We start from the raw sequence: 25,857 nt of genomic DNA, 5'->3' as shown, positions 1-25,857 counted from the left end.
GCCAAAGACAGCCACGCTTCAAGCCAAAAAATAAGCAGTGCCCAAAAAACACATGGAATCTCACGCAGAAAGGTTCTGGCCGCTTACAGCTCGACCAGAGCCCCCCGGCTGCCGATCACGCGCGCCGACAGGGCCGCGCCATTCGCAAGAGAAACGGCCATCACTTCCCCCTGAAGCCGTGCGGCGAGAAAGGCGGCATTGAAACTGTCACCTGCCGCCGTGCTATCGACGACGGTCGCCACCGGAACCGGATCGAAGGTGACGCCCCCCTCACCCGCCTCGAAGGCGTGAATGCGGCCTGCGCCGTTCTTGACCACCACTGTTGTCGCGCCAGCATCCCGGTAGCGGGCAATGGTCGCGACGGGATCGACGTCACCAAAGACCGGTCCGTCCTCATCGAAAGAGGGCAAGACGATATCGGCAACCGCCGCTGCCGCCATCACCGCGTTGCGCATCGTGTCGCCATCCGGCCAAAGGCGTGCCCGCATGTTCGGATCGAAAGCGATAACGGCCCCGGCTGCGCGCGCCTTTTGCAGGGCGTCCATCAGAACAGGGCGATGCTCCTCGCTCAGGATGGCGAGTGTGATACCGGAGAAGTGGATCAAATCACGATCTTTGACCGCCTCCTCTAGAAAATCGGGCTCCGCTGCCAGAAGCTTCGCCGCCGACTGACCGCGCCAGTAGCTGAAGCTGCGCTCGCCATCTTTCAGCTCGATCATATAGAGACCAACCGTGCGGTCGCCGATGCGCCGGATGAAATCGGTGCCGATGCCTGCTTTTGCAATGAAATCGGCCATCGTCTCGGAAATGGCATCCGTCCCGATGGCCGAACAATAATCGACCGTATCCGGCTGCGGCAGGATGCGCCGCAGATACCAGGCCGTGTTGAAACTGTCGCCGGCGAAATTGCGGCTAAAGGCGCCGTCATCCCGCGGGGCCATTTCCACCATGCACTCGCCGATGGCCAAGATGCGTTTTCCTGTCATGCTTCCTCACTCGCTGGCAAAATAATGGCCGTGACTTTCCTTCAGGCGGCTGATGATCGAGACGATGCGTGACAGATGCACCCGCATCGCCGCCGCAGCCTTTTCGCCATCGCGGGCCTTCAACGCATTCAGAAGGCTGTCATGATCGTCAAGTGTGCTATCAGCCCCGAAAGACAGGCTGAGATAGCGTACCCGGTCCATATGGGCCTTGCTCTCGCGGATCAGCGTCCAGGCATAATCATGGCCGGACAAGACACAGATCTGCTGATGGAATTCATCGTCCAGCGCGTGAAACAGGCGCTTGTCGCCTGCCGCCACCGCCTGACGCTGGCGCAGCATCAGCGCATCCAGCGCCGCAAAAGCCGCATCCGTCAGGTTGACTGCCGCCGCTCGCACCGTCTCCAGCTCCAGCGCGGTGCGAATGAAACGGGCCTGCATCACGCCATCGACCGAAATATGGGTAACAACTGTCGCCCTTTGCGGGCGGATCAACAAAAAGCCCTGCTGCGACAGGCGATAAAACGCATCGCGCACCGGCTGGCGCGACACACCCATCTGGCGGGCCACGTCCACTTCCGACAGTTTTGCCCCGGGCGCGAGTTGAAGCTCGACGATCTGGCGGTAAAGCGCGTCGAAAACCTGATCGGTAACGGAAGGCTGCCTGCGCAGATCCAGGCCTCCCAAAGGTGAAGCGTCAACCATTCAAGCTCCATTGACAGACGTTGCATACTAACATATTAGATTAGACAAGGAATGCAAACAGGTTTTCGTCTACCGCCCTATCGCGTTGAAAACAGAGATATTCAACAGCATAGCGTGACAGATCCTACACAAAGGGTTCAACACAAGAAGCAGATTGTGAAGCGTTTTCAAGGGACATTTGAGCCACCGCAAATCCGCAAAGCCGTGAGGTCATTATCGTCCTGAAGCGTCACTCTGGCAGGCATCGCACAAAGGGACGCAAACGACATTCTTCAACCTTTGGCGCGCCATCCGGCCCTGATGGTTCACCATGCCATATTTCAGGAGATCAGGACATGCTCAACCCCGACAGACTGTTTCCGCTCGATTATTCAAGCCGCACCATTGCGCGCGCGCTTTACGAGATTGTCAGACTGCTGCCGATCGTCAGCCCGCATGGCCATACCGATCCGCGCTGGTATGCGGAAAACAAGCCGTTTCCCGATCCCGCCCAGCTTTTTGTCGTGCCGGATCACTATGTCTTCCGCATGCTGGCTTCGCAAGGCGTGGCATTGCCGGATCTGGGCGTGCCGCGTCTCGATGGCGGGCCGGTGGAAACCGATGGCCGTAAGATCTGGCGACTGTTTGCCGAAAATTTCCATCTCTTCCGCGCCACCCCGAGCCGCATGTGGCTGGAACATGCCTTTCATGATGTGTTCGGTGTGACCAAGCGGCTTTCGGCAAGCACGGCGGACGAGATTTACGATCACATTTCCGATTGTCTGCAAAAACCGCAATTTCTGCCGCGCGCCCTGTTCAAGAGCTTCGACATCGAGGTGATCGCCACCACTGAAAGCCCGCTGGACGAACTGAAATGGCATGAGATGATCCGCGCCTCCGGCTGGGATGGCCGCGTGATCACCGCCTATCGCCCCGATGCCGTCATCGATCCGGAATTTGAAGGCTTTGCTGCCAATATCGAACGCTTTGGCGCTTTGGCTGGCGTGAACGCCACGAACTGGAGCGGCTATCTGGACGCGCATCGCAACCGCCGCGCCTTTTTCAAATCCTATGGCGCGACCAGCACCGACCATGGACACGCCACGGCACGCACGGAAAATCTGCCTGAAAGCGAGGCGAAAGCCCTGTTCGACAAGGCCTTGACAGGCCGTATCAGTGCTGAAGAGGCCGACGCCTTCCGTGGCCATATGCTGACGGAAATGGCGCGCATGTCGCTGGAAGACGGGCTGGTCATGCAGATCCATCCCGGTGCATACCGCAACCATTCCGCCGGTGTCATGACCAGCCATGGGCGCGACAAAGGCTTCGATATTCCGACCCGCACCGATTATGTCCGCGCCCTGAAACCGCTGCTCGACGCCGTTGGCATGGAGCGCGACCTGACGATCATCCTGTTCACGCTGGACGAGACCGCCTATGCCCGAGAACTGGCGCCGCTGGCCGGCGCCTATCCGGCGCTGAAGCTCGGCCCGGCCTGGTGGTTCTATGACAGCCCCGAAGGCATGCGCCGCTACCGGGAAATGACCACGGAAACCGCCGGTTTTTACAACACAGTCGGCTTCAACGACGACACCCGCGCCTTCTGCTCCATTCCCGCCCGTCACGATGTGGCCCGCCGGGTCGATTGCGCCTATCTTGCCCATCTGGTCACCACCGGCAGGCTGGATGAGGATGAGGCGGAAGACGTGGCCCGCGATCTCGCCTATGGCCTGGCGAAGAAGGCCTATAAACTGTGAAGACGCTATAAAAACAAAAGGGAGGCTCCATGGCCGAAGGGATTGACCGTCTGACGCGACCAGAAGGACCGCGCGCTGCAACCGGCATCGTGCATCTTGGCCTTGGCGCCTTTTTCCGCGCCCATGGGGCGATCTATATCGAGGAAGCAATGAAAGCATCCGGCGGCGACTGGGGCATCATCGGCGTCAGCCTGATGCGCCCGGATCAGCGCGATGCGATGGCGCCGCAGGATTTTGCCTATACCGCCGTCGAGCTCGGCCCGGATGGCGAACATCCGCACGTTATCGGCGTCTTGAACGGCGTGCTGGTGGCGCGTGAAAATCCTGAGGCCGTGCTCGAACAGATGAGCGATCCCGCCGTGAAGATCGTTAGCCTGACAGTGACGGAAAAGGGCTATTGCCACGAACCCTCCACCGGAAAACTGAACCGTAACCATCCCGATATCATCCACGATCTTGCCCATCCCGACAATCCGGTGACGGCCATCGGCATGATTGTGCGCGCCCTTGCCCGCCGCCATGCAGCGGGCGTAAAACCCTTTACCGTGCTGTGCTGCGACAACCTGCCGGAAAACGGCAGGGTGGTGAAAGGGGTCGTTAGCGAATTTGCCGCTCTGGTCGATGAAGATCTGGCCCGCTGGATCGGGACCGAAGGGGCGTTTCCCTCAACCATGGTCGATCGCATCGTGCCTGCCACCAAGCCGGAAGACATTGAGCGGGTTGCCGCCATGACCGGACGTTTCGACGCTTCGCCCGTGATGCACGAGCCCTTCCGCCAATGGGTGGTGGAAGATCGTTTCGTCGATGGCGCACGTCCCGATCTCGGCAAGGTCGGTGTCGAGCTGGTCGACAATGTCACGCCTTACGAACATATGAAGCTGCGCTGCCTGAACGGCACCCATTCATCACTTGCCTATCTCGGCTATCTGGCGGGTAAGGAAACCATTGCCGAATGTGCCGCCGATGCCGATCTTGCCCGGTTTTGCCAATATCTCTGGGCCAAGGAAATCACCCCCGGCCTGAAAGCGCCACCCGGCGTCAGCCTGGCTGATTATACAGCGGCGCTCTTTACCCGCTATGCCAATCCGGCGATCCGCCACCGCACCTGGCAGATCGCCATGGACGGTTCACAAAAACTGCCGCAGCGCCTGCTCGGCACCGTGGCGGAAAATCTCGCCGCAGACCGGCCAATTTCAGGCCTTGCACTCGCGGTTGCCGCCTGGATGCGCTATGTTGGCGGCGTCGATGAACAGGGTAAGCCAATCGATGTGCGCGATCCTCTTGCGGCCCGTCTCAAGGGCCTGAGCGATGGCGCTCACACCCCGGCAGCCAAGGTGGCAGCACTTTTGACCGTGCGGGAGATTTTCCCCGAAACGCTTGCGGCAAACGACACGTTCCGCAACACCCTCGTCACCGCTTATACGCGCCTTGCTGGCCAGGGCGCATTGAAGACAATCAAGGATATGATTTCATGAAGGAAAGCTGGCGCTGGTACGGTCCCTTCGACCGCATTACCCTTTCGGACGTGGCGCAGACCGGCGCAACCGGCATCGTCCACGCCCTGCATGAGATACCCTATGGCGAGGTCTGGACCGAAGAGGCCATTCTGGCCCGCCGCGACGAAATCGCGGATGCGGGCCTCGGGCTTGACTGGGTGGTGGTGGAAAGCCTGCCGATCCATGAAGACATCAAGCGCGGCGAAGGTAATCTGGAACGCCTGTTTGCCAATTACCGCCAGTCGATGAAAAACCTCGCCTCTGCCGGCATCAGGACCATCTGCTATAATTTCATGCCGCTGCTCGACTGGACACGAACCCAGCTCGACGCGCCGGTCAAGCGCGGCGGCACCGCCTTGCGCTTTTCGCAGCCGCATATGGCCGCCTTTGAAATCCACATGCTGGAGCGTGATGGCGCCGAGGCCGATTATTCCGAAGAGGTACGCGCCGCCGCCAAAGACTGGTTCGACGCCTCCAGCGAGGGCCTGCGCCAGCAGCTTTTGAACAGCATCATGTCCGGCCTGCCCGGCGCTTTCGACCGCTATGACATCAATGGTTTGCGCGAGGCATTGAAGCGCTATGACGGCATTGGCCGCGATGAGATCCGCGCCAATTACGCCCGTTTCCTCGCCGAGATCATACCTGCGGCGGAAGAGCTGGGCATGCGGTTCTGCGTCCATCCCGACGACCCGCCGCGCGATATTCTCGGCCTGCCGCGCATCGTTTCCTGCGAAGACGACATTGCCTGGATCATGGCCGAGCAGGACAGCATCGCCAATGGGCTGACGCTGTGCTCCGGCTCGCTCGGAGCCAATCCGAAGAACGATGTTCCGGCGATTGCCAAACGCTTTGCCAGCCGCATTCATTTCGCCCATTTGCGCAATGTCGCCAAAGAAAAGGATGGCTCCTTTCAGGAAGCCGCCCATCTTGACGGCGACACCGACATGGTGGCGCTGGCGGCGGCACTGGTGGCGGAAGAGCGCCGCCGCAAGCAAGAAGGCCGGGAGGACTGGGAAATTCCCTTCCGCCCCGATCATGGCCATGAACTGCTCTCCGACATCGATAGCGGCACCCATCCCGGCTATCCGCTGATCGGCCGGTTGCGCGGCCTTGCCGAACTGCGCGGCGTCATTTGCGCGCTGACCCATCAGGATGTGTCTTATGCCTAAAACCGCCAGAACCCTGCGTCTGCATCCGAACGACACTGTCGCGATCCTCACTGATCCGGCGGAGGCTGGCGCGCAGCCGCTGGGTTTTGGTGAGCCACTTGATCATCCGGTGGCGCGCGGCCACAAGCTGGCGCTGACCGATATTGCCGAGGGCGGCGCGATCGTCAAATTCGGTCAGGTGATCGGCTATGCCAGCCGGGCGATTGCTGCGGGCAGCCATGTGCATACCGACAACTGTTCCTTCGGTGCGCATGACCAGCATTACGAGATCGGCGCCGATTACGACAAGGCGCTGGCCGCCGTGCCGAAGATCGAAACCGCCCAGTTCATGGGCTATCGCCGCGCCAATGGACAGGCAGGCACGCGCAATTATATCGCCATCTGCGCCACGGTAAACTGTTCCGCCACCGTCATCCGCCGGGCGGCCGATGAGATCAATCGTTCCGGCATTTTAGAAAACTACCCCAATGTCGATGGCGTCGCCGCTTTTGCGCATGGCACCGGCTGCGGCATGGATGCGGGCGGCGAAGGAGCGGAGCTGTTGCAGCGGGTGCTCTGGGGCTATGCCACCCACCCCAATGTCGGGGCTGCCGTCTTTGTCGGCCTTGGCTGCGAGGTGATGCAGCTTGCCCGGATGAAAATGCTCTATGGCGGCAATGACGACAGCCGCTTTTTCGGCCTGACCATTCAGGACAATGGCGGCACAGCGGCGACCATTCGCCAGCTTGTCGACCACATCAAAACCATCCTGCCGGAGGTGAACGCCGTTCAGCGCCAGCCGATCCCGGCCTCGGAACTGAAGCTTGCCCTGCAATGCGGCGGCTCGGACGGGTTTTCAGGCATCACCGCCAATCCGGCGCTGGGTGTCGCTTCCGATCTCTTGGTCGGCATGGGCGGAACGGTCATCCTGTCGGAAACCCCGGAAATCTACGGGGCCGAGCAATTGCTGCTGCGCCGCGCCGCCTCCAAAGAGATCGGCGACAGGCTGATTTCCCGCATCCGCTGGTGGGAAGATTATACGCGGATGAACCGGGGTTCGATGGACAACAATCCAAGCCCCGGCAACAAACTGGGCGGGCTGACCACCATTCTGGAAAAATCACTCGGCGCTGCCGCCAAGGCGGGCAGCACACCGCTCACTGATGTGCTGGCCTATGGCGAACGCATCGAAACCCCCGGCTTCGTCTTCATGGACACGCCCGGCTATGATCCGGTCTCAGCCACCGGCCAGATCGCCGGCGGCGCGCAGATGCTGGTCTTCACCACCGGCCGTGGCTCCGCCTTCGGCTCCAAACCTGCCCCCACCATCAAGCTCGCCACCAATACGAAACTCTACCAGTCCATGCCCGACGACATGGATTTGAACTGCGGCGACATGATCAGCGACGGTGTGTCCATTGAGGCCAAGGGCCGCGAAATCCTCGATCTCGTGCTGGCCTCTGCGTCAGGGCAGAAGACCAAGTCGGAGATTCTGGGGCTGGGTGATAACGAGTTTGTGCCTTGGCAGGTTGGGGCTGTGATGTAACGTGATTACATCTTCAACTCCGCTTGGGTAAAACAGATGGAACACATGGGGGAAAATTCAAATTCAATCTCTATCTATGAACCCGTAAAATACGAATATGGAATAAAAGAGAAAATAAATATATCATTACCATTCACTCTAGAACATACCAAAAATCAAAAAATATTAGGTATATTACAATTTATATTATCAATAGTTTTATTTATTTCAATATATTTATTATATAGAGCAATTCATAAAAATGAAATCGATATTAAAAACATAAATCCTGTTTTATTTTTCAAATTCATAATCATTGCCATCACCCCAATAGCAGCAATCATCTATTCAATATCAAACATATATGTAGATTTCATTCGAAAGACACCATTTTTAATAATAGACGAATTCGGATTTGCCGACTATCGAATTTCAAATGAAAAAATCGCATGGGATAAAATAACAATTAAATTCACAAAAATAGGAAGATGGAAAAAAGCAGACGTTATGGAGATATACATAAAAAAACATAACGTAAAATTTCACCCTTGGCGAATTGATATCACAATACCAAGATTTATTAAAAATAAAAATAATAAGATTATACCCAGTCTTTTTATGTTCAAATCAAAAAAGAAAATTATATTTTCTTTATTTAAATATTACACAGAGCTACGCGATTAAAATATAAATACAATAAAGACAAAAATTGATAATAAAAAAAGCCGGGCGTCTCCACCCGACTTTCCATCTCTTAAATCCACAAGATCCTACTTGATCAGCGGCAACAGATCATTGATCGACTTCTTCGCGTCGCCATAGAACATCCGCGTATTCTCCTTATAGAATAGCGGGTTTTCGATGCCGGAATAGCCGGTGCCCTGGCCGCGTTTGGAGACGAAGACCTGCTTGGCTTTCCAGACCTCGAGCACCGGCATGCCGGCGATCGGGCTGTTGGGGTCTTCTTCTGCCGCCGGATTGACGATGTCGTTGGAGCCGATGACGATGACGACGTCGGTTTGCGGGAAATCGTCGTTGATCTCATCCATTTCCATCACGACGTCATAGGGCACCTTGGCTTCGGCGAGCAGCACGTTCATGTGGCCCGGCAGACGGCCTGCCACCGGATGGATGGCGAAGCGGACGTTTTTGCCGGCGGCGCGCAGTTTACGCGTCAGTTCTGACACCGCCTGCTGGGCCTGCGCCACCGCCATGCCATAGCCCGGTACGATGATCACGCTGTCGGCTTCGTTCAGCGCATTGGCCACACCTTCGGCATCGATAGCCACCTGTTCGCCTGTAATTTCCATGGCCGGTCCCGTGGTCGTACCGAAGCCGCCGAGGATGACCGACACGAAGGAGCGGTTCATCGCCTTGCACATGATATAGGAGAGGATCGCGCCGGAAGAGCCGACCAGCGCGCCGGTGACGATAAGCAGATCGTTCCCGAGCGTGAAGCCGATGGCCGCCGCTGCCCAGCCGGAATAGGAGTTCAGCATCGACACCACCACCGGCATGTCGGCGCCGCCGATGCCCATGATCAGGTGATAGCCGATGAAGAAGGCCAGAAGCGTCATCAGGATGAGCGCCCAGAGCCCACCGGTGTTGAAATAGACGATCAGCAGGATCAGCGACAGGGCAGCAGCGCTGGCGTTCCAGACATGGCCGCCCGGCAGTTTCTTCGCCTTGCCATCCACCTTGCCGGCAAGTTTGCCGAAGGCGATGACCGAGCCGGTGAAAGTGACGGCCCCGATGAAGACACCGAGAAACACCTCGACCTTCATGATCGCCAGTTCTGCCGGAAGTTTTTGCGCCAGAAGTGCGGCAAATCCGGTCAGCGCGGCCTTGCCCGCTTCATCGAGATGGGCGACGGAGGCCTCTTCGATATGGGCATTATAGCCGATGAACACGGCAGCAAGGCCGACGAAGCTGTGCAATGCTGCAACAAGCTGCGGCATTTCCGTCATCTGCACCCGGTTGGCGACGAAATAGCCGATCAGCGCACCAACCGCCAGCATGACCAGAATGAGGAACCAGTGACCGACGCCGGGGCCGAAAATCGTCGCAACCACGGCCAGCGCCATGCCGACCATGCCATACCAGACGGCGCGTTTTGCGCTTTCCTGGCCGGACAGACCGCCGAGCGAGAGGATGAAGAGAATGGCGGCAGCGACATAGGCTGCCGAAACGATACCGATAGACATGAATATCCCCTCCCCGTCAGGACTTCTGGAACATGGCGAGCATGCGCCGCGTCACGAGGAAACCGCCGACAATATTGATCGTCGCAATCAGCACCGACAGCGCCGCCAGAAGCAGAACGACCCAATTGTCCGAGCCGGTATGCAAGAGCGCGCCGAGAATGATGATGCCGGAAATGGCGTTGGTGACCGCCATCAGCGGTGTATGCAGCGCATGGCTGACACCCCAGATGACCTGGAAACCGACGAAGCACGCCAAGACGAAGACAATAAAATGGCTCATGAAGCTTGCCGGTGCATAGGCCCCGACAATCAGCATCAGCAGCGTGCCGATGGCAAGCAATGTCACCTGGCTCTTCGTCTGGGCCTTGAAATCCGCCAGTTCCTTCGCCCGCTTCTCTTCCGGTGTCGGCTCCTTGGCCTTTTCCTTCGGCTTGGCGGCAGCAATCGCCTTGATCTTCGGCGGCGGCGGGGGATAAGTGATCTCACCCTCATAGGTCACGGTTGCGCCGCGAATGACGTCGTCTTCCATATTATGGACGAGCTTGCCATCCTTGCCCGGTGTCAGATCCGTCATCATGTGGCGGATATTGGTGGAATAGAGCGTCGAGGACTGCGCCGCCATGCGGCTTGGAAAATCCGTATAGCCGATGACGATCACGCCATTGTCGGAAACGACGCGCTGGTCGGCCACCGTCAGATCGCAATTGCCGCCACGCTCTGCGGCAAGATCGACGATCACCGAACCGGGCTTCATCGCCGCAACCATGTCGGCAAGCCAAAGCTTCGGCGCATCGCGGCCCGGGATCAGCGCCGTGGTAATGACGATGTCGATCTCAGGCGCAAGCTCGCGGAATTTCTTCAGTTGCGCTTCCCGAAATTCCGGCGAGGACGGCGCGGCATAGCCGCCGGTGGCGGCGCCATCCTGCTGCTCGCCCTTGAAATCGAGGAAGACGAATTCCGCCCCCATGCTTTCGATCTGTTCGGCCACTTCCGGGCGCACGTCGAAGGCATAGGTGATCGCGCCGAGCGAGACACTGGTGCCGACAGCAGCAAGACCGGCAACACCGGCCCCAACCACCAGCACCTTGGCGGGGGGGATCTTGCCCGCCGCTGTCACCTGACCGGTGAAGAAGCGGCCAAAATTGTTACCGGCCTCAATGACGGCGCGATAGCCGGCGATATTGGCCATGGAGGAAAGCGCATCCATCTTCTGCGCACGCGAAATGCGCGGCACCATGTCCATGGCAATGACGTTTGCGCCCTTGTCCTTCGCAGCCTCCAGAAGCTCCTTGTTCTGCGCCGGATAGAAGAAGGAAATCAGCGTCTTACCCTGGCCGAGCCGCGCGACTTCAACGTCTTCCGGCGGGCGAACCTTGGCAATGATGTCGGCTTCGGCATAAAGCGCCTCGGCACTGCTGACAACCGAAACACCGGCTTTTGCGTAGGCCTCGTCGGAAAAGCCAGCCGCCTTGCCGGCACCGGTTTCGATCAGGCAGGCATAACCCAGTTTCTGCAAAGCTCCCGCGCTGTCCGGCGTCATCGCCACGCGGGCTTCACCGGCATATAATTCCTTTGGTGAGCCAATTTTTAAAGTCAAAGCAACCTCCTGACCCTCTATCACCATGAGATCTGACGGCTGTCGTCCGCTCAGCTCATAATGTCTCCGACACGATACCGTTCATCGGCATCAGTTTTGCATTTTGCACACAAGACAGCATCACGGAGAAATTCCGGATAACCTCTTATCCATCAGGCAACATCCCCTCGCCTTGATCTGGAACATTTTGGAGTTTTCTCAAAAATCCAAAATCCCATCAAGCCTTTGTTAGAGAACATTTTTTCGTTTCTATAATCCCCTACAAAACGAAACATGCCCCAGGCATTGCCTTGCAGCAAAAGCAAACTCCCCCACCATTAAAGGGAGGCACGTCCGGAAAAACAAGCCGTTATCGGCATTTTCAGTACAGATGCCGGAGGCTTTTGCCAAAGTCCTGTCCCGTGCACTCAGCGCGCGGAAAATTCCCGCATGACGAGATCCTGCAATCGAACCGCCAGGGTCGACATCTGCCGGTTTTTCAGACTGATCATGTGGTATGGAAGCACGATGATCGACTGGGCGATATCGAGGCGCACCAGACCGGAAACAGCCGCCTGACGGCATAAAAGATCGGCCACTTCGCGGGAAAACGGTGCAATCGCGTTGGAGGTGGCAATCATGCCGATCATCACCAGCAGCGAGGTCGTGTTGACCACATCCGTCGGCAACGGTGTGTCGGCCTCGATGAAGGCGTTTTCCACCGCCTGACGCAAGGGCGACCCCGGCCCCTGCATTGCCCAGGGAAAATGCCTTAGATCCGCCATGTCAAGCCGCGAGGCATGGGCCAGCGGATGGGTATGATGGACGAGAAGATCCATCTCTTCGGTTCGTGCCAGCCGGAGCGTGAACTGGCGTGCATCGACGCCGACGGGAATGCGCCCGAGGATGAAATCGAACTGACCGGCCAGAAGATTGGAAATCAGCGGCCCGCTTGGTGCGACATCAACATGAATATCAGCATTGCGCGCCTCCGTCTTGAGTGTTCGTATCGCCGGCACCAGATAGCCGAGCGCACCGCCCGTCACCGCCCCCACCCGTACTGTTCCAGACGCGCCGCGGCGGATTGCATCCACCTCACGCATGGCTTCCTCGATCTCTTCCATGACGATTTCGGCCCGCTTTGCCATGGCCGCGCCGATCTCGGTTGGCTCCATGCCCTTCGGGGTACGCTGAAACACCGGCACACCAACCATGCGCTCAATATCGGCAAGCATGCGCGAGGCGGCAGGCTGGGTCATGGACAGGCTGTTGGCTGCCAGACCAAGCTGCCCGAATTCAAAAATCGCACGGATAAGTGCGAAATGTTTCGGCTGGATACGATTGAGATGTGTGTTCGCCATAATCCACATATCGCATTTGACATGCAGTTTTTCCATTAAATCATTTGAATGATATTTCAAGGTCGCTAAAACTGTTCACCGTCAGGTTGCCGATACCACAATTCGACAGGCTGCTATCAATGGGACCAGGGGAGACGGAGCCAGGTCCCCATTGTTGATCCAGTGCGCTGACCCATTCACCGCGTTCACGCAAATGCGCACTGTCCTTTTATTTATGCATCGGTCTTTCCAAACGCGGCTGTCGCCTTCGTTTGGATCGATACACCAGGGAGGTTCCTCGTGAAGAAAATAGTCAGTCTTTTTGCGTCCATCGCGCTGGGCGCGGCCATTGTGTCCAGCCCGGCTTTCGCGGCCGACAAGGGCACTGTCGGCATTGCCATGCCGACCAAGTCTTCGGCCCGCTGGATCGATGACGGCAACAACATCGTCAAGCAGCTCAAGGCTGCCGGTTATGACACCGACCTGCAATATGGCGAGGACGATATCCCTAACCAGCTCTCGCAGATCGAGAACATGGTGACCAAGGGCGTCAAGGTTCTGGTGATTGCCCCGATCGACGGCACGACGCTCTCCGATGCGCTGAAACAGGCGCATGACGCCGGCATCAAGGTCATCTCCTATGACCGCCTTATCCGTGACAGCGCCAATGTGGACTATTACGCAACCTTCGATAATTACAAGGTCGGCGTGCTGCAGGCTGACAGCATTGTCGATAAGCTTGGTCTTAAAGACGGTAAGGGCCCGTTCAACATCGAGCTGTTTGGCGGCTCGCCGGACGACAACAACGCCTACTTCTTCTATAATGGCGCGATGTCGGTGCTGAAGCCTTATATCGACAGCAAGAAGCTCGTCATCCGTTCCGGCCAGATGGGCATGGACAAGATCGGCACGCTGCGCTGGGATCCGGCGACGGCTCAGGCCCGCATGGACAACCTCTTGTCGGCCTATTACACCGACGCCAAGCTCAATGCCGTCCTGTCTCCGAATGACGACCTGGCAATCGGCATCATCTCCTCGCTGAAGGGCGTCGGCTACGGCACCAAGGACATGCCGATGCCGGTCATCACCGGTCAGGACGCCACCATTCCTGGCGTCAAGGCCATTCTTGCCGGCGATCAATATTCGACCATCTTCAAGGACACGCGCGAACTGGCCAAGGTCACGGTCAACATGGTCAATGCCCTGATGGAAGGCAAGACGCCGGAAGTCAACGACACCAAGACCTACAACAACGGCGTCAAGGTTGTTCCGTCCTACCTGCTGACACCGGTGCTCGTGACCAAGAAAAATGCCATCAAGGTTCTGGTGGACAGCGGCTATTACAAGGCTGACCAGCTGAAGTAAGTCTCCTCTTCATTCGCAATACCAAAGCACCGGATCGACACGGGTTATCCCCCGTCGATCCGGTGCTTTGTTTTTACAGCGCCGTGCGCCAAACATGGCGCACAAAAGTCGCTGTAACGCTTTTCATCTGCTGCATCATGTTCACCTTCAATCTCACCCGATTTCAGGAATGATGCAGGAGCTGCCCGCAGACAGGCCCGATCTGTTTCGGTTTATTTTCCAGCGCGCATCCCATCACGATAATCTTGCTGCGATGCGTGGCACTTTGAATACGCTGGATAATTTTTAAATCGATTGTATTCACGCGCGTCCGCAGACCCTCTCCACGCATCTTCATATCAAAAATGATATGAAGATTGAAAAATAAATCATTTGAATGATATATGATGGTCTATAAGAGTGAAGCATGGATGGTGTGGTGGTGCCTGTGGCATACCGCCTTATCCTCTCGCGGCGAACAGAAGGAGCTGGGGCCGCCTTGCATGAGATCTGAAACCGTGCGGCTTCAGTGAAATCATGCAGTGGGAGTGAATGATGGAAACCAAGGGAGGTTCCTCGTGAAGAAAATAGTCAGTCTTTTTGCGTCCATCGCACTGGGCGCAGTCGTTATGTCCAGCCCGGCTTTTGCAGCCGACAAGGGCACTGTCGGCATTGCCATGCCGACCAAGTCCTCGGCCCGCTGGATCGATGACGGCAACAACATCGTCAAGCAGCTCCAGGCTGCCGGTTATGACACCGACCTGCAATATGGCGATGATGACATTCCAAACCAGCTCTCGCAGATCGAGAACATGGTGACCAAGGGTGACAAGGTTCTGGTCATCGCTGCCATCGACGGCACAACGCTCTCCGACGTATTGAAGCAGGCGCATGACGCTGGCATCAAGGTCATCTCCTATGACCGCCTCATCCGGAACAGCCCGTTTGTCGATTATTACGCCACCTTCGACAACTTCAAGGTCGGCGTGCTGCAGGCTGACAGCATTGTCGACAAGCTTGGCCTTAAAGACGGCAAGGGTCCGTTCAACATCGAGCTTTTCGGCGGCTCGCCGGACGACAACAACGCCTACTTCTTCTACAATGGCGCGATGTCGGTGCTGAAGCCTTATATCGACAGCAAGAAGCTCATTGTCCGTTCCGGCCAGATGGGCATGGACAAGGTCGGCACGTTGCGCTGGGATCCGGCGACGGCCCAGGCCCGCATGGACAACCTCTTGTCGGCCTATTACACCGATGCCAAGGTCAATGCCGTCCTCTCTCCCTATGATGGCCTGTCGATCGGCATCATCTCCTCGCTGAAGGGCGTCGGCTACGGCACCAAGGACATGCCGATGCCGATCATCTCCGGTCAGGACGCGGAAATTCCTTCGGTCAAGTCGATCCTTGCCGGCGAGCAGTATTCGACCATATTCAAGGACACGCGCGAACTGGCCAAGGTCACGGTCGGAATGGTCAATGCCCTGATGGAAGGCAAGACGCCGGAAGTCAACGACACCAAGACCTATAACAACGGCGTCAAGGTTGTTCCGTCCTACCTGCTGAACCCGGTTCTTGTGACCAAGGACAATGTCCAGAAGGTTCTGGTAGACAGTGGCTATTACAAGGCTGACCAGCTGAAGTAATCGTTCTTCGCCGGGACCTTGAAAAAGGTCCCGGCTTTTCCTTTCAATCTGCCCGCCCTTGCGCGACCGGACCAGAAATGTGGCCGGGCCAGACGCAATCAGGGGAAATCGTGGCCGAAGCGGCAGCCGCCTATCGTTGCGGCAGAAGAGCCGGTTTTCGGCGACAATGGCGTGGCGCAGGACTGACACAATGAACGACACCATCCTCGAAATGCGGAATATCACCAAGACGTTCCCCGGCGTGAAAGCGCTGTCGGATGTGAACCTCAAGGTTCGCCGTGGTGAAATCCATGCGCTGGTGGGTGAAAACGGCGCGGGAAAATCAACGCTGATGAAGGTTCTGTCCGGGGTTTATCCGGCAGGCACCTATGATGGCGACATCGTCTATGATGGTGAAGTGCGCAACTTCAAGGTCATCAAGGACAGTGAAGAAATCGGCATCATCATCATCCATCAGGAGTTGGCGCTCGTGCCTCAACTCTCGATTGCCGAAAACATCTTCCTCGGCAATGAAATTGCCGCAAACGGCGTCATCAGCTGGGAAAAGACCTATAACAGAACGAAAGAACTGCTGGCGAAGGTTGGTCTGAAGGAGCAGCCGAGCACACTTGTCTCCGACATGGGCGTCGGCAAGCAGCAATTGACAGAGATCGCCAAGGCGTTGTCGAAAAGCGTGAAGCTGCTCATTCTCGACGAGCCGACGGCCTCACTGAATGAAAACGATTCTGAAGCACTTCTCAATCTGCTGATGGAATTTCGTCAACAGGGTCTCACCTCGATCATCATCACCCATAAACTCAACGAGGTGCGCAAGGTGGCCGACCAGATCACCGTGCTGCGCGACGGGATGACGGTCAAGACGCTGAACTGTCATGAAGAAGAGGTGAGTGAGGATGTGATCATCCGCAATATGGTGGGCCGCGACCTTGACGATCGCTATCCACCGCGTGATGTACCGATCAGAGAAACCATTCTCGAGGTGAAGGGCTGGAACGCCTATCACCACCAGAACCGTGATCGTCAGGTCCTGCACGACATCAACATTCATGTGAAGCGTGGCGAAGTTGTCGGCATTGCCGGGCTGATGGGCGCAGGCCGTACCGAATTTGCCATGAGCCTGTTCGGCAAGTCCTATGGCCACAGGATCAGCGGTGAAGCGTTGATTGAAGGCAAGCCCGTGGATGTCAGCACCGTCCGCAAAGCGATCGATGCCGGTCTTGCCTATGTGACGGAAGACCGCAAGCATCTCGGTCTGATCCTGGCAGACAACATCATGCACAACACCACGCTGGCCAATCTGCCGGGCGTGTCCAGCACTGCGGTCATTGACGACATCAAGGAAATCAAGGTCGCAACCGATTACCGGTCGCGTCTGCGCATTCGCTCACACGGGATTTATCAAGAGACCGTCAACCTGTCCGGTGGCAACCAGCAAAAGGTGGTGCTGTCGAAATGGTTGTTTTCCGATCCGAAAATTCTGATCCTCGACGAGCCGACACGCGGCATCGATGTGGGCGCCAAATATGAAATCTACAGCATCATCAATCAGCTTGCCGCCGACGGAAAAGGCGTTCTGATGATATCATCGGAAATGCCGGAACTGCTCGGCACCTGCGACCGCATCTACGTGATGAATGAGGGCCGCATCGTCGCCGAACTGCCGAAAGGGGAAGCAAGCCAGGAAAGCATCATGCGCGCCATCATGCGCTCAGGGGAGAAGAATTCATGAGCTCCGCCAACACATCCTCCAACGAAAGCAACGTGGTGTCGATCGGCTCCTATATTCGCAACAATATCCGCGAATACGGCATGTTGATTGCGCTTGTTGTAATCATGGTCTTCTTCCAGTTCTACACTGGTGGCATTCTGTTCAAGCCGGTCAACCTGACCAATCTTGTTCTGCAGAACTCCTTCATCGTCGTCATGGCGCTCGGCATGTTGCTGGTCATCGTGGCCGGTCACATCGACCTCTCGGTCGGCTCCATTGTCGGCTTTGTCGGGGCCCTGGCAGCCGTTTTCACCGTCAACTGGCATCTTGGCTTCATACCCTCCTTTTTGCTGTGTCTGGTCGCCGGCGGCATTATCGGAGCGGCACAGGGATACTGGATCGCCTATCACCGCATCCCGTCCTTCATCGTCACGCTCGCGGGCATGCTGGTCTTCCGTGGCCTCACGCTCTTCGTCCTCGGCGGACGCAATATCGGCCCCTTCCCGAATGAATTCCAGCTGATCAGCACTGGCTTCGTACCCGATGTGATCGATTTTGGCGCATTGCACGGCACATCGCTCATTCTGACGGTGCTCGGTGCAGTCGCGCTCTTCGTGCTCGCCTGGCGTCGCCGTAACGTCAATGTCGAGCATGGCATCGATGTCGAGCCCTTCAGCTTTTTCCTGGTGCAGAATCTGATCGTTGCCGGCGCCATCCTGCTGCTCGGCTACCTTCTGTCCACCTATCGCGGCATGCCAAACGTGCTGATCGTGATGCTGGTGCTGATCATCGCCTATTCCTTCATCACCCGGCGCACGACCATCGGTCGACGCATCTACGCGCTCGGCGGTAATGAAAAAGCCACAAAGCTCTCCGGCATCAATACTGAACGACTGATCTTCCTGACCTTCGTCAATATGGGCATGCTTGCCGGTCTTGCCGGTATGATCGTCGCCGCCCGCCTCAATTCTGCCACGCCGAAAGCCGGTAACGGTTTTGAGCTGGACGTGATCGCAGCCTGCTTCATCGGCGGTGCCTCGGCCTCCGGCGGCGTCGGCAAGATCACCGGTGCGGTCATCGGCGCCTTCATCATGGGTGTCATGAACAACGGCATGTCGATCATCGGGCTGGGCATCGACTTCCAGCAGATGGTCAAGGGCCTGGTTTTGCTCGCTGCCGTGTTCTTCGACGTTTACAACAAGAACAAGGCTGCCTGAGAGTGAAACAAAGACCCCGGAGCGCTTCGGCCTCCGGGGGTTTGAACGATCGAACGTGAAACCGGCTGGTGCATCCGACGCAATGTGACGCGGATCACCCAACCGGACACACAAAGGAACGCAACCATGTATCTGTCGCAATTGAAAGCTGGTGGCGTCGTCTACCGGCAGGGTGAAATCTCGCGCCTCATTTCGGGTTTTTCCACGAGCTACGATCTGGCTTTGGCTGCCATCGCTGCCGGTCAAACGCTCGCATCCTTTATCGAGGCTCAGGGCTTCGGCGAGACTGTGGAGCTTGCAGCCCTTGCCGCCGACGGCAAGCTCGATTGTCCGATGCGCCATCCCGATCCGGCCCATATGTTTTTGACCGGCACGGGGCTCACTCATACCGGTTCTGCCTCGGCGCGTGACAGCATGCATGCCGACACTGCCGGCATGAGCGATTCCATGAAAATGTTCCGCATGGGGATCGAAGGCGGCAAACCGAAAGCGGGAGAAACCGGCGTACAACCGGAATGGTTCTACAAGGGCACAGGCGTCAACGCTATTGCGCCCGGCGAAGCACTCGTCTCGCCCTCCTTTGCCCTCGACGGCGGCGAAGAGCCGGAAATCGCTGGCTTTTATGTTATCGATAACCAAGGCCAGCCGGTGCGCGTCGGCTTCTGCCTTGCCAACGAATTTTCCGATCATGTGACGGAAAAGATCAACTATCTCTACCTCGCCCATTCCAAGCTGCGTCCGGCCTCCTTCGGCCCCGAGCTTCTGATCGGCGATCTTCCGAGAAACATCGTCGGTACGTCGAAGGTTCTGCGGGCTGGCAAGACCGTCTGGGAAAAACCCTTCCTGTCCGGCGAGGACAACATGTCCCACACCATCGCCAATCTCGAATATCATCATTTCAAATACAGCCTCTTCTGCCAGCCGGGCGATCTGCATGCCCATATGTTCGGCACGGCGACGCTCTCCTTTGCCGATGGCTTCAAGACGGAAGAAGGCGATGTGTTTGAAATCGCAACTCCCGATTTCGGCCTGCCGCTCGCCAATCCGCTGAAAACGGACGCGGCCAAGGCCGTCACCATAAAAACACTTTGATCATCAGGGCATAAGCCCGAGACAGTAACAGGATGGAAATGCCATGAGTGGTTTTACTCCAAAGCCCTGGCCCCGCACACTCCGGTCGCAAGCGTGGTACGGCGGCAATTCTCGCGACACGATCTATCATCGCGGCTGGCTGAAAAATCAGGGCTATCCGCATGACCTGTTCGACGGGCGCCCGGTGATCGGTATTCTCAACACATGGTCGGATCTAACGCCCTGCAACGGCCATCTGCGTGAACTGGCCGAAAAAGTGAAGGCAGGCGTCTGGGAAGCCGGCGGTTTTCCGGTAGAAGTGCCGGTATTCTCGGCCTCGGAAAACACCTTCCGTCCGACGGCGATGATGTATCGCAACCTTGCGGCGCTGGCCGTCGAGGAAGCCATGCGCGGCCAGCCGATCGACGGCGCTGTACTGCTCGTCGGCTGTGACAAGACCACACCGTCGCTGGTCATGGCCGCCGCTTCGACCGACCTGCCTTCCATCGTCGTCACGGGCGGGCCGATGCTGAACGGCTATTTCCGCGGCGAGCGTGTCGGCTCCGGCACGCATCTGTGGAAATTTTCCGAGGCCGTCAAGGCGGGAGAGATGACGCAGGAGGAATTCCTGGAGGCCGAAGCCTCGATGTCGCGCTCTACCGGCACCTGTAACACCATGGGCACCGCCTCCACCATGGCCTCGATGGTCGAAGCACTCGGCATGGCCCTTTCCGGCAATGCCGCCATTCCCGCCGTCGACAGCCGTCGCCGCGTCATGGCGCAACTCTCCGGTCGCCGGATCGTGCAGATGGTCAAGGACGATCTGAAGCCGTCCGATATCATGACCAAGGACGCTTTCGAGAACGCCATCCGCGTCAACGGCGCCATCGGCGGCTCGACCAATGCCGTCGTGCATCTGCTGGCCATGGCAGGCCGTTGCGGCATTGATCTGACGCTCGATGACTGGGATCGCCTTGGCCGCGACATTCCGACCATCGTCAACCTGATGCCCTCGGGCAAATATCTGATGGAAGAATTCTTCTATGCGGGCGGTCTGCCGGTGGTGATCAAGCGCCTCGGCGAAGCAGGCAAACTGCATAAGGATGCGCTGACCGTGTCTGGTCAAAGCATCTGGGATGAGGTCAAGGATGTGCGCAACTGGAACGAGGATGTCATCCTGCCGGTTGAAAAGGCGCTGACCCAGCATGGCGGCATCGTCGTGCTGCGCGGCAATCTTGCCCCGAAAGGCTGCGTGCTGAAGCCTTCGGCAGCCTCCGAACATCTGATGAAGCATCGCGGTCGCGCCGTGGTATTCGAGGACATTGACGATTACAAGGCCAAGATCAACGACGAAAATCTCGACATCGACGAGACCTGCGTCATGGTACTGAAAAACTGTGGCCCGCGCGGCTATCCGGGCATGGCCGAGGTCGGCAATATGGGCCTGCCGCCCAAGGTACTGCGCAAGGGCATCACCGATATGGTGCGGATTTCCGATGCCCGCATGTCCGGCACCGCTTACGGCACCGTGCTCTTGCACACATCGCCGGAAGCGGCACGCGGCGGCCCGCTCGCCATCGTCCGTGACGGCGATTTCATCGAGATCGATGTCGATGCCCGCAAGGTGCATCTCGATATTTCGGATGAGGAATTGCAGCATCGTCTTGCTGAATGGCGTCCGTCTGTCGAGGCGCCGGAAAGCGGCTATGCCAAGCTGTTCCACGATCATGTCGAGGGAGCCGACACCGGCGCCGATTTCGACTTCCTCAAGGGCTGCCGCGGCGCACCCGTGGGCAAGGATGCACACTAACCCTCTTTGAGGACGCGCCGAAGGGCGCGTCCTCTCCAACATATCCGCAAGCCCTCAAAACAGCTTCACGGATCATGTTCAGACACACACATTCAGCCTTTGGCAGGACGAGACCATGACCACATCCAACCGTATCGCGCTTGCGCTGGCAGGCGTCGGCAAGATCGCCCGTGACCAGCATATTCCCTCCTGCGAAAACGGCAGCGATTTCGCCATCACCGTCGCCATCAGCCGCAATGCGGTGATCGACGGGGCCGAAAATTTTTCAAGTTACGATGCCTTTCTCGATGCCCGTCAAAACGGCAAGACGGACGAAATCAAGGCGATTGCGCTGTGCACCCCGCCCGATGTGCGCTTTGATATGGCGAAAAAGGCAATTGCCCACGGCTTTGACGTCTTGATGGAAAAACCCCCCGCCGCCACCATCGGCGAAGCCGAAGCGCTGAAGGAACTGGCGGACAAGGCTGGTGTGGTGTTGTTTGCCACCTGGCATTCGCGGTTTGCCAATGGCGTCGAGCCGGCCCGGCAATGGCTGGCAGGCAAGACTATTGAAAAGGTCGAGATCACCTGGAAGGAAGATGTGCGCCGCTGGCATCCCGGCCAGGCCTGGATCTGGGAAGCCGGTGGTTTCGGGGTGTTCGATCCCGGCATCAATGCGCTCTCCATCCTCACCGCCATCATTCCCGGCCAGACCATTGTGGAGCGGGCGAAACTCTTCTTCCCCGAAAACCGCCAGCAGCCGATCGCCGCAAGCCTTGCCATGAAAACCGCAGGTGGCGCACCGATTGCCGCCGAATTCGACTGGCGTCAGGAAGGCCCGCAGACCTGGGACATTGTCGTTGAGACCAAAGAAGGCCGTTTGCGACTGGCAAAGGGCGGCGCTGAACTCTATATCGATGACAGTCTGACGGTCGAAGGTCCGGACCGGGAATATGCCCGCATCTATGACCGCTTTGCCGGTCTGATCCGCGAACGTCGAAGCGACGCCGATTTTCAGCCGTTGCGGCTGGTGGCCGATGCCTTCCTCTCGGGCGAGCGTCACATTGTCGAGGCCTTTGTCGAATAAAACCGGGTCCGATCACATTATAGCGCTGCGCGTTTGCTAAACGCCCGTACGACGCATTTCGGACCGCTCTCTCTCGCGCGCCTGCTCCACTCAGGGCGGGCCATCATTGAAGATTTTGAAAGGATAGCAGGATGACGCTGAACCTTACCGGAAAACATCTGATCGCCGGCGAATGGGTCGATGGCAGCGAAACCTTCACCTCCTCACCCGCCACCGGAGAAAGCCGCACCTATTTCAAAGGTTCTGCCGCTCTGATCGACCGCGCCATGACCGCGGCCGAAGAGGCTTTCAAGACCTATGGCTATTCTTCGCGTGAAGAACGGGCAAAATTTCTTGAAGCGATTGCCGATGAAATCGAAGCGCGCGGGGCAGAGATCACGGCCATCGGCGTGAGCGAAACCGGCCTGCCGGAAGCACGCTTGCAGGGAGAACGCGGCCGTACCACCGGCCAGCTCAGACTGTTTGCCGCCCACATTTTGAAGGGCGATTATCTCGACCGCCGCCATGACGAGGCCCTGCCTGACCGCCAGCCGCTGCCCCGCCCGGATATTCGCCTGGTGCAGCGTCCGATCGGCCCGGTCGGCGTTTTCGGTGCCTCGAATTTTCCGCTGGCCTTCTCCACCGCCGGTGGCGATACGGCATCGGCTCTGGCCGCCGGGTGCCCGGTGGTGGTCAAGGGTCACGAAGCCCATCCCGGCACATCGGAAATCGTCGCCCAGGCAATCGAAGCGGCGATCCGGCGCGTTGGCGTTCATCCCGGCGTCTTTTCGCTGGTGCAGGGCGGCAATCGCGAAACCGGCGAGGCGCTCTGCCTGCATAAACTGACCCGAGCCGTCGGCTTTACCGGCTCGTTGCGCGGTGGTCGTGCGCTTTTCGATCTCTGCGTTCGCCGTGACGAACCCATTCCCTTCTTCGGTGAGCTGGGTTCGGTCAATCCGATGTTCCTCCTGCCTGCCGCGATTGCCGCGCGCGGCGAGGCCATTGCCAAAGGCTGGGCCGGTTCGCTCACCATGGGAGCCGGTCAGTTCTGCACCAATCCCGGCATTGCCATCATCAAGCAAGGTGTGGAAGCCGATGCCTTTCTTGAGACGGCAAAAACTGCCCTTGCGGCCGTCAATGCCCAGACCATGCTGACCGACGGCATCGCCAATGCCTATCGCGAAGGCGCATCCCGTATCGAAGCAACGGCTGGCGTCCAGTCCGTCTTGACCACGACCTGCGATCTGCGCAACGCCACCCCCTATCTTTTCGCCACCACCGGTGAAAACTGGCTGGCCAACCACGTGCTGGGCGAAGAAGTCTTCGGCCCGCTCGGCATTCTGGTCACGGTGAAAGATGAAGACGAGATGGTCAAGCTGGCCGAAAGCTTTGCTGGTCAGCTGACGATGACGCTGCATATGGATGAGGCCGACCAGCCGCTGGCCGGACGGCTTTTGCCGGTCATCGAGCGCAAGGCTGGCCGTCTCTTGGCCAATGGCTTTCCGACCGGGGTCGAGGTCTGCGACGCCATGGTGCATGGCGGGCCTTACCCGGCCACCACCAATTTCGGCGCGACATCCGTTGGCACCATGGCGATCCGACGCTTCCTGCGCCCCGTGAGCTATCAGAATATTCCGGTGGCCCTGCTGCCCGCAGATCTTCGTTGAGAAAGCCAACCGCATGAGCGCCGTTGAGACTGGAGTCGTTGCCTTTGCCACCCCTCCTTTTGCCGCCCTGGCGGATTGGGGGACGAGCAATCTCAGGATCTGGCTGGTGGATGAAAAGGGAACCGTGCTTGACGAAGCCCAGTCTGGCGACGGCATGGCGGTCTGTTCCCGTGACAACCGCTTTGCCACTGTTCTTGAAAGCCATCTCGACAGCCTCGCTGCGCCGAAAAGCCTACCCGTGATCGTTGCGGGCATGGCGGGCGCACGCGGCGGCTGGCGTGAGGCCCCCTATGCCGAAACGCCGAGCGCCGTCGACAGGCTCTATGAACAGGCCGTATCGCCGGATCATGCCCGCCCCGTCCATATTCTGCCCGGTCTATGCCAGAAGACGACCGGCCCCTTCGACGTGATGCGCGGCGAAGAAACCCAGATCGCCGGCGTGGTTGCCGGAGGTCTTGCTACCGGCATCATCTGCATGCCCGGCACCCATTGCAAATGGGTCGATCTGGAAGACGGCAAGGTACAGCGCTTCCGCACCGCCATGACCGGAGAACTCTTCGATCTCATCGCCAAACAATCGATCCTGCGGCTGTCGATCCCGGCCGATGAAAAGGCCGAGACCCATATCGCCGCCTTCGAGGCAGCGGTGACAGAAGCCTTTCTCCCCGGTTTTTCCTTGGCCACCGGCCTGTTTTCCATCCGCGCCGCCACGCTTTTGTCAAGCCCTGCGCCGCATGAGGCGGCAAGCCGTCTCTCCGGCCTGCTGATCGGGGCCGAGCTTGCCGGGATGCGAAACTTTTTCGAAGGCGGGAAAACGGTGCATATTGTCGCGTCACCGGCGCTTGCCGGGCTTTATCTGCGTGCACTGACACAGGTTGGAGCCAAGGCGGAACCGCTTGACGGCAGCGCCTTGGTGCGCACCGGATTGTTTGCCGCCGCCAAGGCCCTGATCTGATCATCTGAAGGACAAGCATCATGACCACTCCCGTCACCTGGCCGAAACTCCATCGCGAACTGGTTGCCATCCTGCGCGGCATCACCCCTGCCGATATCGAAAGCGTGGTCGATGTACTGCTTGAGGCAGGTTTTGAAGCCATTGAAGTGCCGCTCAATTCACCGGAAGCTTTCCTTTCCATCGAAAAGGCGCGCAAACGCGCACCGGAACGGGTGCTGATCGGCGCCGGCACGGTGCTGGAGCCCGGCGAAGTCGAACAGCTTTATAATGTCGGCGGCAATCTGCTGGTCACGCCCAATACCGATACCGCCGTCATCGGTCAGGCCGTGCGGCTCGGCATGGTGTCCATGCCCGGCGCCTTTACTCCGACCGAAGCACTGGCCGCGATCAAGGCCGGAGCGTCTGCCATCAAATTTTTTCCGGCCAGCGTGCTGGGGCCAAGCGGCATCAGCGCGATCAAAGCCATTCTGCCGCCACATATTCCGCTCGGCGCTGTCGGCGGGGTCGGCGAGAAGAATTTCGGCGACTATCTCAAGGCCGGAGCCCGCACCTTCGGCATCGGCACCAGCCTCTATAAGCCCGGTGACAAGGTGGATGCGGTTGCAGCCCGCGCCCGCACGCTCGTTACGGCCTATGATGCCGCAGTTGAAGCCTTCAAGGCCTGAGCGGGCCAATCAGGACAAG

Annotated in this window: 22 protein-coding genes; 16 read left to right on the top strand and 6 right to left on the bottom strand. The window is 58.2% G+C overall.

Annotated features, from left to right (window positions below):
- Positions 1–83 precede the first annotated feature (83 nt).
- Together NAC44_RS00215 and NAC44_RS00210 are read right to left on the bottom strand one after the other, a co-directional pair.
- On the bottom strand, positions 84–986 hold the full coding sequence (locus NAC44_RS00215) for a sugar kinase (protein ID WP_250936707.1): 903 nt from the start codon (positions 984–986) through the stop codon (positions 84–86).
- Between the two features lie 6 nt (positions 987–992).
- Positions 993–1,688: a GntR family transcriptional regulator gene (locus NAC44_RS00210; protein ID WP_250936705.1), complete on the bottom strand. Its 696-nt coding sequence runs from the start codon at positions 1,686–1,688 to the stop codon at positions 993–995.
- A gap of 335 nt (positions 1,689–2,023) precedes the next feature.
- Here NAC44_RS00210 and uxaC point away from each other — a divergent pair, with 335 nt between their 5' ends.
- Genes uxaC through NAC44_RS00185 form a run of 5 tightly spaced genes read left to right on the top strand, consistent with a single transcriptional unit; the run spans position 2,024 to position 8,277 of the window.
- Positions 2,024–3,424, top strand: coding sequence for a glucuronate isomerase (gene uxaC / locus NAC44_RS00205; RefSeq protein WP_250936703.1), 1,401 nt, complete (start codon positions 2,024–2,026; stop codon positions 3,422–3,424).
- Positions 3,425–3,453: 29 nt separating this feature from the next.
- Positions 3,454–4,899, top strand: a complete 1,446-nt coding sequence (locus NAC44_RS00200; protein WP_250936701.1) for a mannitol dehydrogenase family protein — start codon at positions 3,454–3,456, stop codon at positions 4,897–4,899.
- Positions 4,896–6,089 carry a mannonate dehydratase gene (gene uxuA / locus NAC44_RS00195; RefSeq protein WP_250936699.1) on the top strand — a complete coding sequence of 398 codons (1,194 nt, stop codon included), beginning with the start codon at positions 4,896–4,898 and terminating at the stop codon, positions 6,087–6,089. Before NAC44_RS00200 ends, uxuA begins: the two co-directional genes overlap by 4 nt.
- Entirely contained in the window at positions 6,082–7,614 is a 1,533-nt protein-coding gene (locus NAC44_RS00190) for a UxaA family hydrolase (RefSeq protein WP_250936697.1), read from the top strand. Before uxuA ends, NAC44_RS00190 begins: the two co-directional genes overlap by 8 nt.
- A gap of 45 nt (positions 7,615–7,659) precedes the next feature.
- Complete coding sequence (locus NAC44_RS00185) at positions 7,660–8,277, top strand: hypothetical protein (protein WP_250936695.1); 618 nt, start codon at positions 7,660–7,662, stop codon at positions 8,275–8,277.
- Between the two features lie 86 nt (positions 8,278–8,363).
- Here the strand turns inward: NAC44_RS00185 and NAC44_RS00180 are convergent, their stop codons facing one another.
- The 3 genes from NAC44_RS00180 to NAC44_RS00170 all read right to left on the bottom strand — a co-directional run bounded on the left by NAC44_RS00180 (position 8,364) and on the right by NAC44_RS00170 (position 12,734).
- Complete coding sequence (locus tag NAC44_RS00180) at positions 8,364–9,797, bottom strand: NAD(P)(+) transhydrogenase (Re/Si-specific) subunit beta (protein WP_250936693.1); 1,434 nt, start codon at positions 9,795–9,797, stop codon at positions 8,364–8,366.
- Positions 9,798–9,813: 16 nt separating this feature from the next.
- Complete coding sequence (locus tag NAC44_RS00175) at positions 9,814–11,421, bottom strand: Re/Si-specific NAD(P)(+) transhydrogenase subunit alpha (protein ID WP_250936691.1); 1,608 nt, start codon at positions 11,419–11,421, stop codon at positions 9,814–9,816.
- 380 nt (positions 11,422–11,801) lie between these two features.
- Positions 11,802–12,734 (bottom strand): LysR family transcriptional regulator, encoded by a 933-nt coding sequence (locus NAC44_RS00170; RefSeq protein WP_250936690.1) that lies wholly within the window; start codon positions 12,732–12,734, stop codon positions 11,802–11,804.
- A gap of 279 nt (positions 12,735–13,013) precedes the next feature.
- Here NAC44_RS00170 and chvE (NAC44_RS00165) point away from each other — a divergent pair, with 279 nt between their 5' ends.
- Positions 13,014–14,078, top strand: coding sequence for a multiple monosaccharide ABC transporter substrate-binding protein (chvE, locus tag NAC44_RS00165; RefSeq protein ID WP_250936688.1), 1,065 nt, complete (start codon positions 13,014–13,016; stop codon positions 14,076–14,078).
- A gap of 163 nt (positions 14,079–14,241) precedes the next feature.
- Here chvE (NAC44_RS00165) and NAC44_RS00160 read toward each other — a convergent pair whose 3' ends face one another.
- Positions 14,242–14,382, bottom strand: a complete 141-nt coding sequence (locus tag NAC44_RS00160; protein ID WP_250936687.1) for a hypothetical protein — start codon at positions 14,380–14,382, stop codon at positions 14,242–14,244.
- A gap of 253 nt (positions 14,383–14,635) precedes the next feature.
- Here NAC44_RS00160 and chvE (NAC44_RS00155) point away from each other — a divergent pair, with 253 nt between their 5' ends.
- The 10 genes from chvE (NAC44_RS00155) to NAC44_RS00110 all read left to right on the top strand — a co-directional run bounded on the left by chvE (NAC44_RS00155) (position 14,636) and on the right by NAC44_RS00110 (position 25,838).
- A complete protein-coding gene (gene chvE, locus NAC44_RS00155; RefSeq protein ID WP_250936686.1) occupies positions 14,636–15,700 on the top strand; it encodes a multiple monosaccharide ABC transporter substrate-binding protein in 1,065 nt (354 codons plus the stop codon).
- Between the two features lie 18 nt (positions 15,701–15,718).
- Positions 15,719–15,886, top strand: coding sequence for a hypothetical protein (locus NAC44_RS00150; protein ID WP_250936685.1), 168 nt, complete (start codon positions 15,719–15,721; stop codon positions 15,884–15,886).
- Between the two features lie 4 nt (positions 15,887–15,890).
- Positions 15,891–17,429, top strand: coding sequence for a multiple monosaccharide ABC transporter ATP-binding protein (gene mmsA / locus NAC44_RS00145; protein WP_250936684.1), 1,539 nt, complete (start codon positions 15,891–15,893; stop codon positions 17,427–17,429).
- Positions 17,426–18,625 (top strand): multiple monosaccharide ABC transporter permease, encoded by a 1,200-nt coding sequence (gene mmsB, locus NAC44_RS00140; protein ID WP_250936678.1) that lies wholly within the window; start codon positions 17,426–17,428, stop codon positions 18,623–18,625. Before mmsA ends, mmsB begins: the two co-directional genes overlap by 4 nt.
- 126 nt (positions 18,626–18,751) lie before the next feature.
- Entirely contained in the window at positions 18,752–19,717 is a 966-nt protein-coding gene (gene araD1, locus NAC44_RS00135; protein WP_250936676.1) for an AraD1 family protein, read from the top strand.
- A 43-nt stretch (positions 19,718–19,760) separates the two neighbouring features.
- Positions 19,761–21,506 (top strand): L-arabinonate dehydratase, encoded by a 1,746-nt coding sequence (gene araD / locus NAC44_RS00130; protein WP_250936674.1) that lies wholly within the window; start codon positions 19,761–19,763, stop codon positions 21,504–21,506.
- A gap of 115 nt (positions 21,507–21,621) precedes the next feature.
- Complete coding sequence (locus NAC44_RS00125; RefSeq protein ID WP_250936673.1) at positions 21,622–22,572, top strand: Gfo/Idh/MocA family protein; 951 nt, start codon at positions 21,622–21,624, stop codon at positions 22,570–22,572.
- Between the two features lie 131 nt (positions 22,573–22,703).
- Entirely contained in the window at positions 22,704–24,218 is a 1,515-nt protein-coding gene (locus NAC44_RS00120) for an aldehyde dehydrogenase (NADP(+)) (protein WP_250936672.1), read from the top strand.
- A 13-nt stretch (positions 24,219–24,231) separates the two neighbouring features.
- A complete protein-coding gene (locus NAC44_RS00115; RefSeq protein WP_250936671.1) occupies positions 24,232–25,173 on the top strand; it encodes a 2-dehydro-3-deoxygalactonokinase in 942 nt (313 codons plus the stop codon).
- Positions 25,174–25,193: 20 nt separating this feature from the next.
- Entirely contained in the window at positions 25,194–25,838 is a 645-nt protein-coding gene (locus tag NAC44_RS00110; RefSeq protein ID WP_250936670.1) for a 2-dehydro-3-deoxy-6-phosphogalactonate aldolase, read from the top strand.
- Positions 25,839–25,857: the final 19 nt, after the last annotated feature.

Origin of the sequence: Allorhizobium sonneratiae (assembly GCF_023700755.1) — a bacterium.
Lineage (GTDB): Bacteria > Pseudomonadota > Alphaproteobacteria > Rhizobiales > Rhizobiaceae > Allorhizobium > Allorhizobium sonneratiae.
The sequence above is the reverse complement of the archived record's forward strand: the minus strand, read 5'-3'. Positions and strand labels throughout refer to the sequence as shown.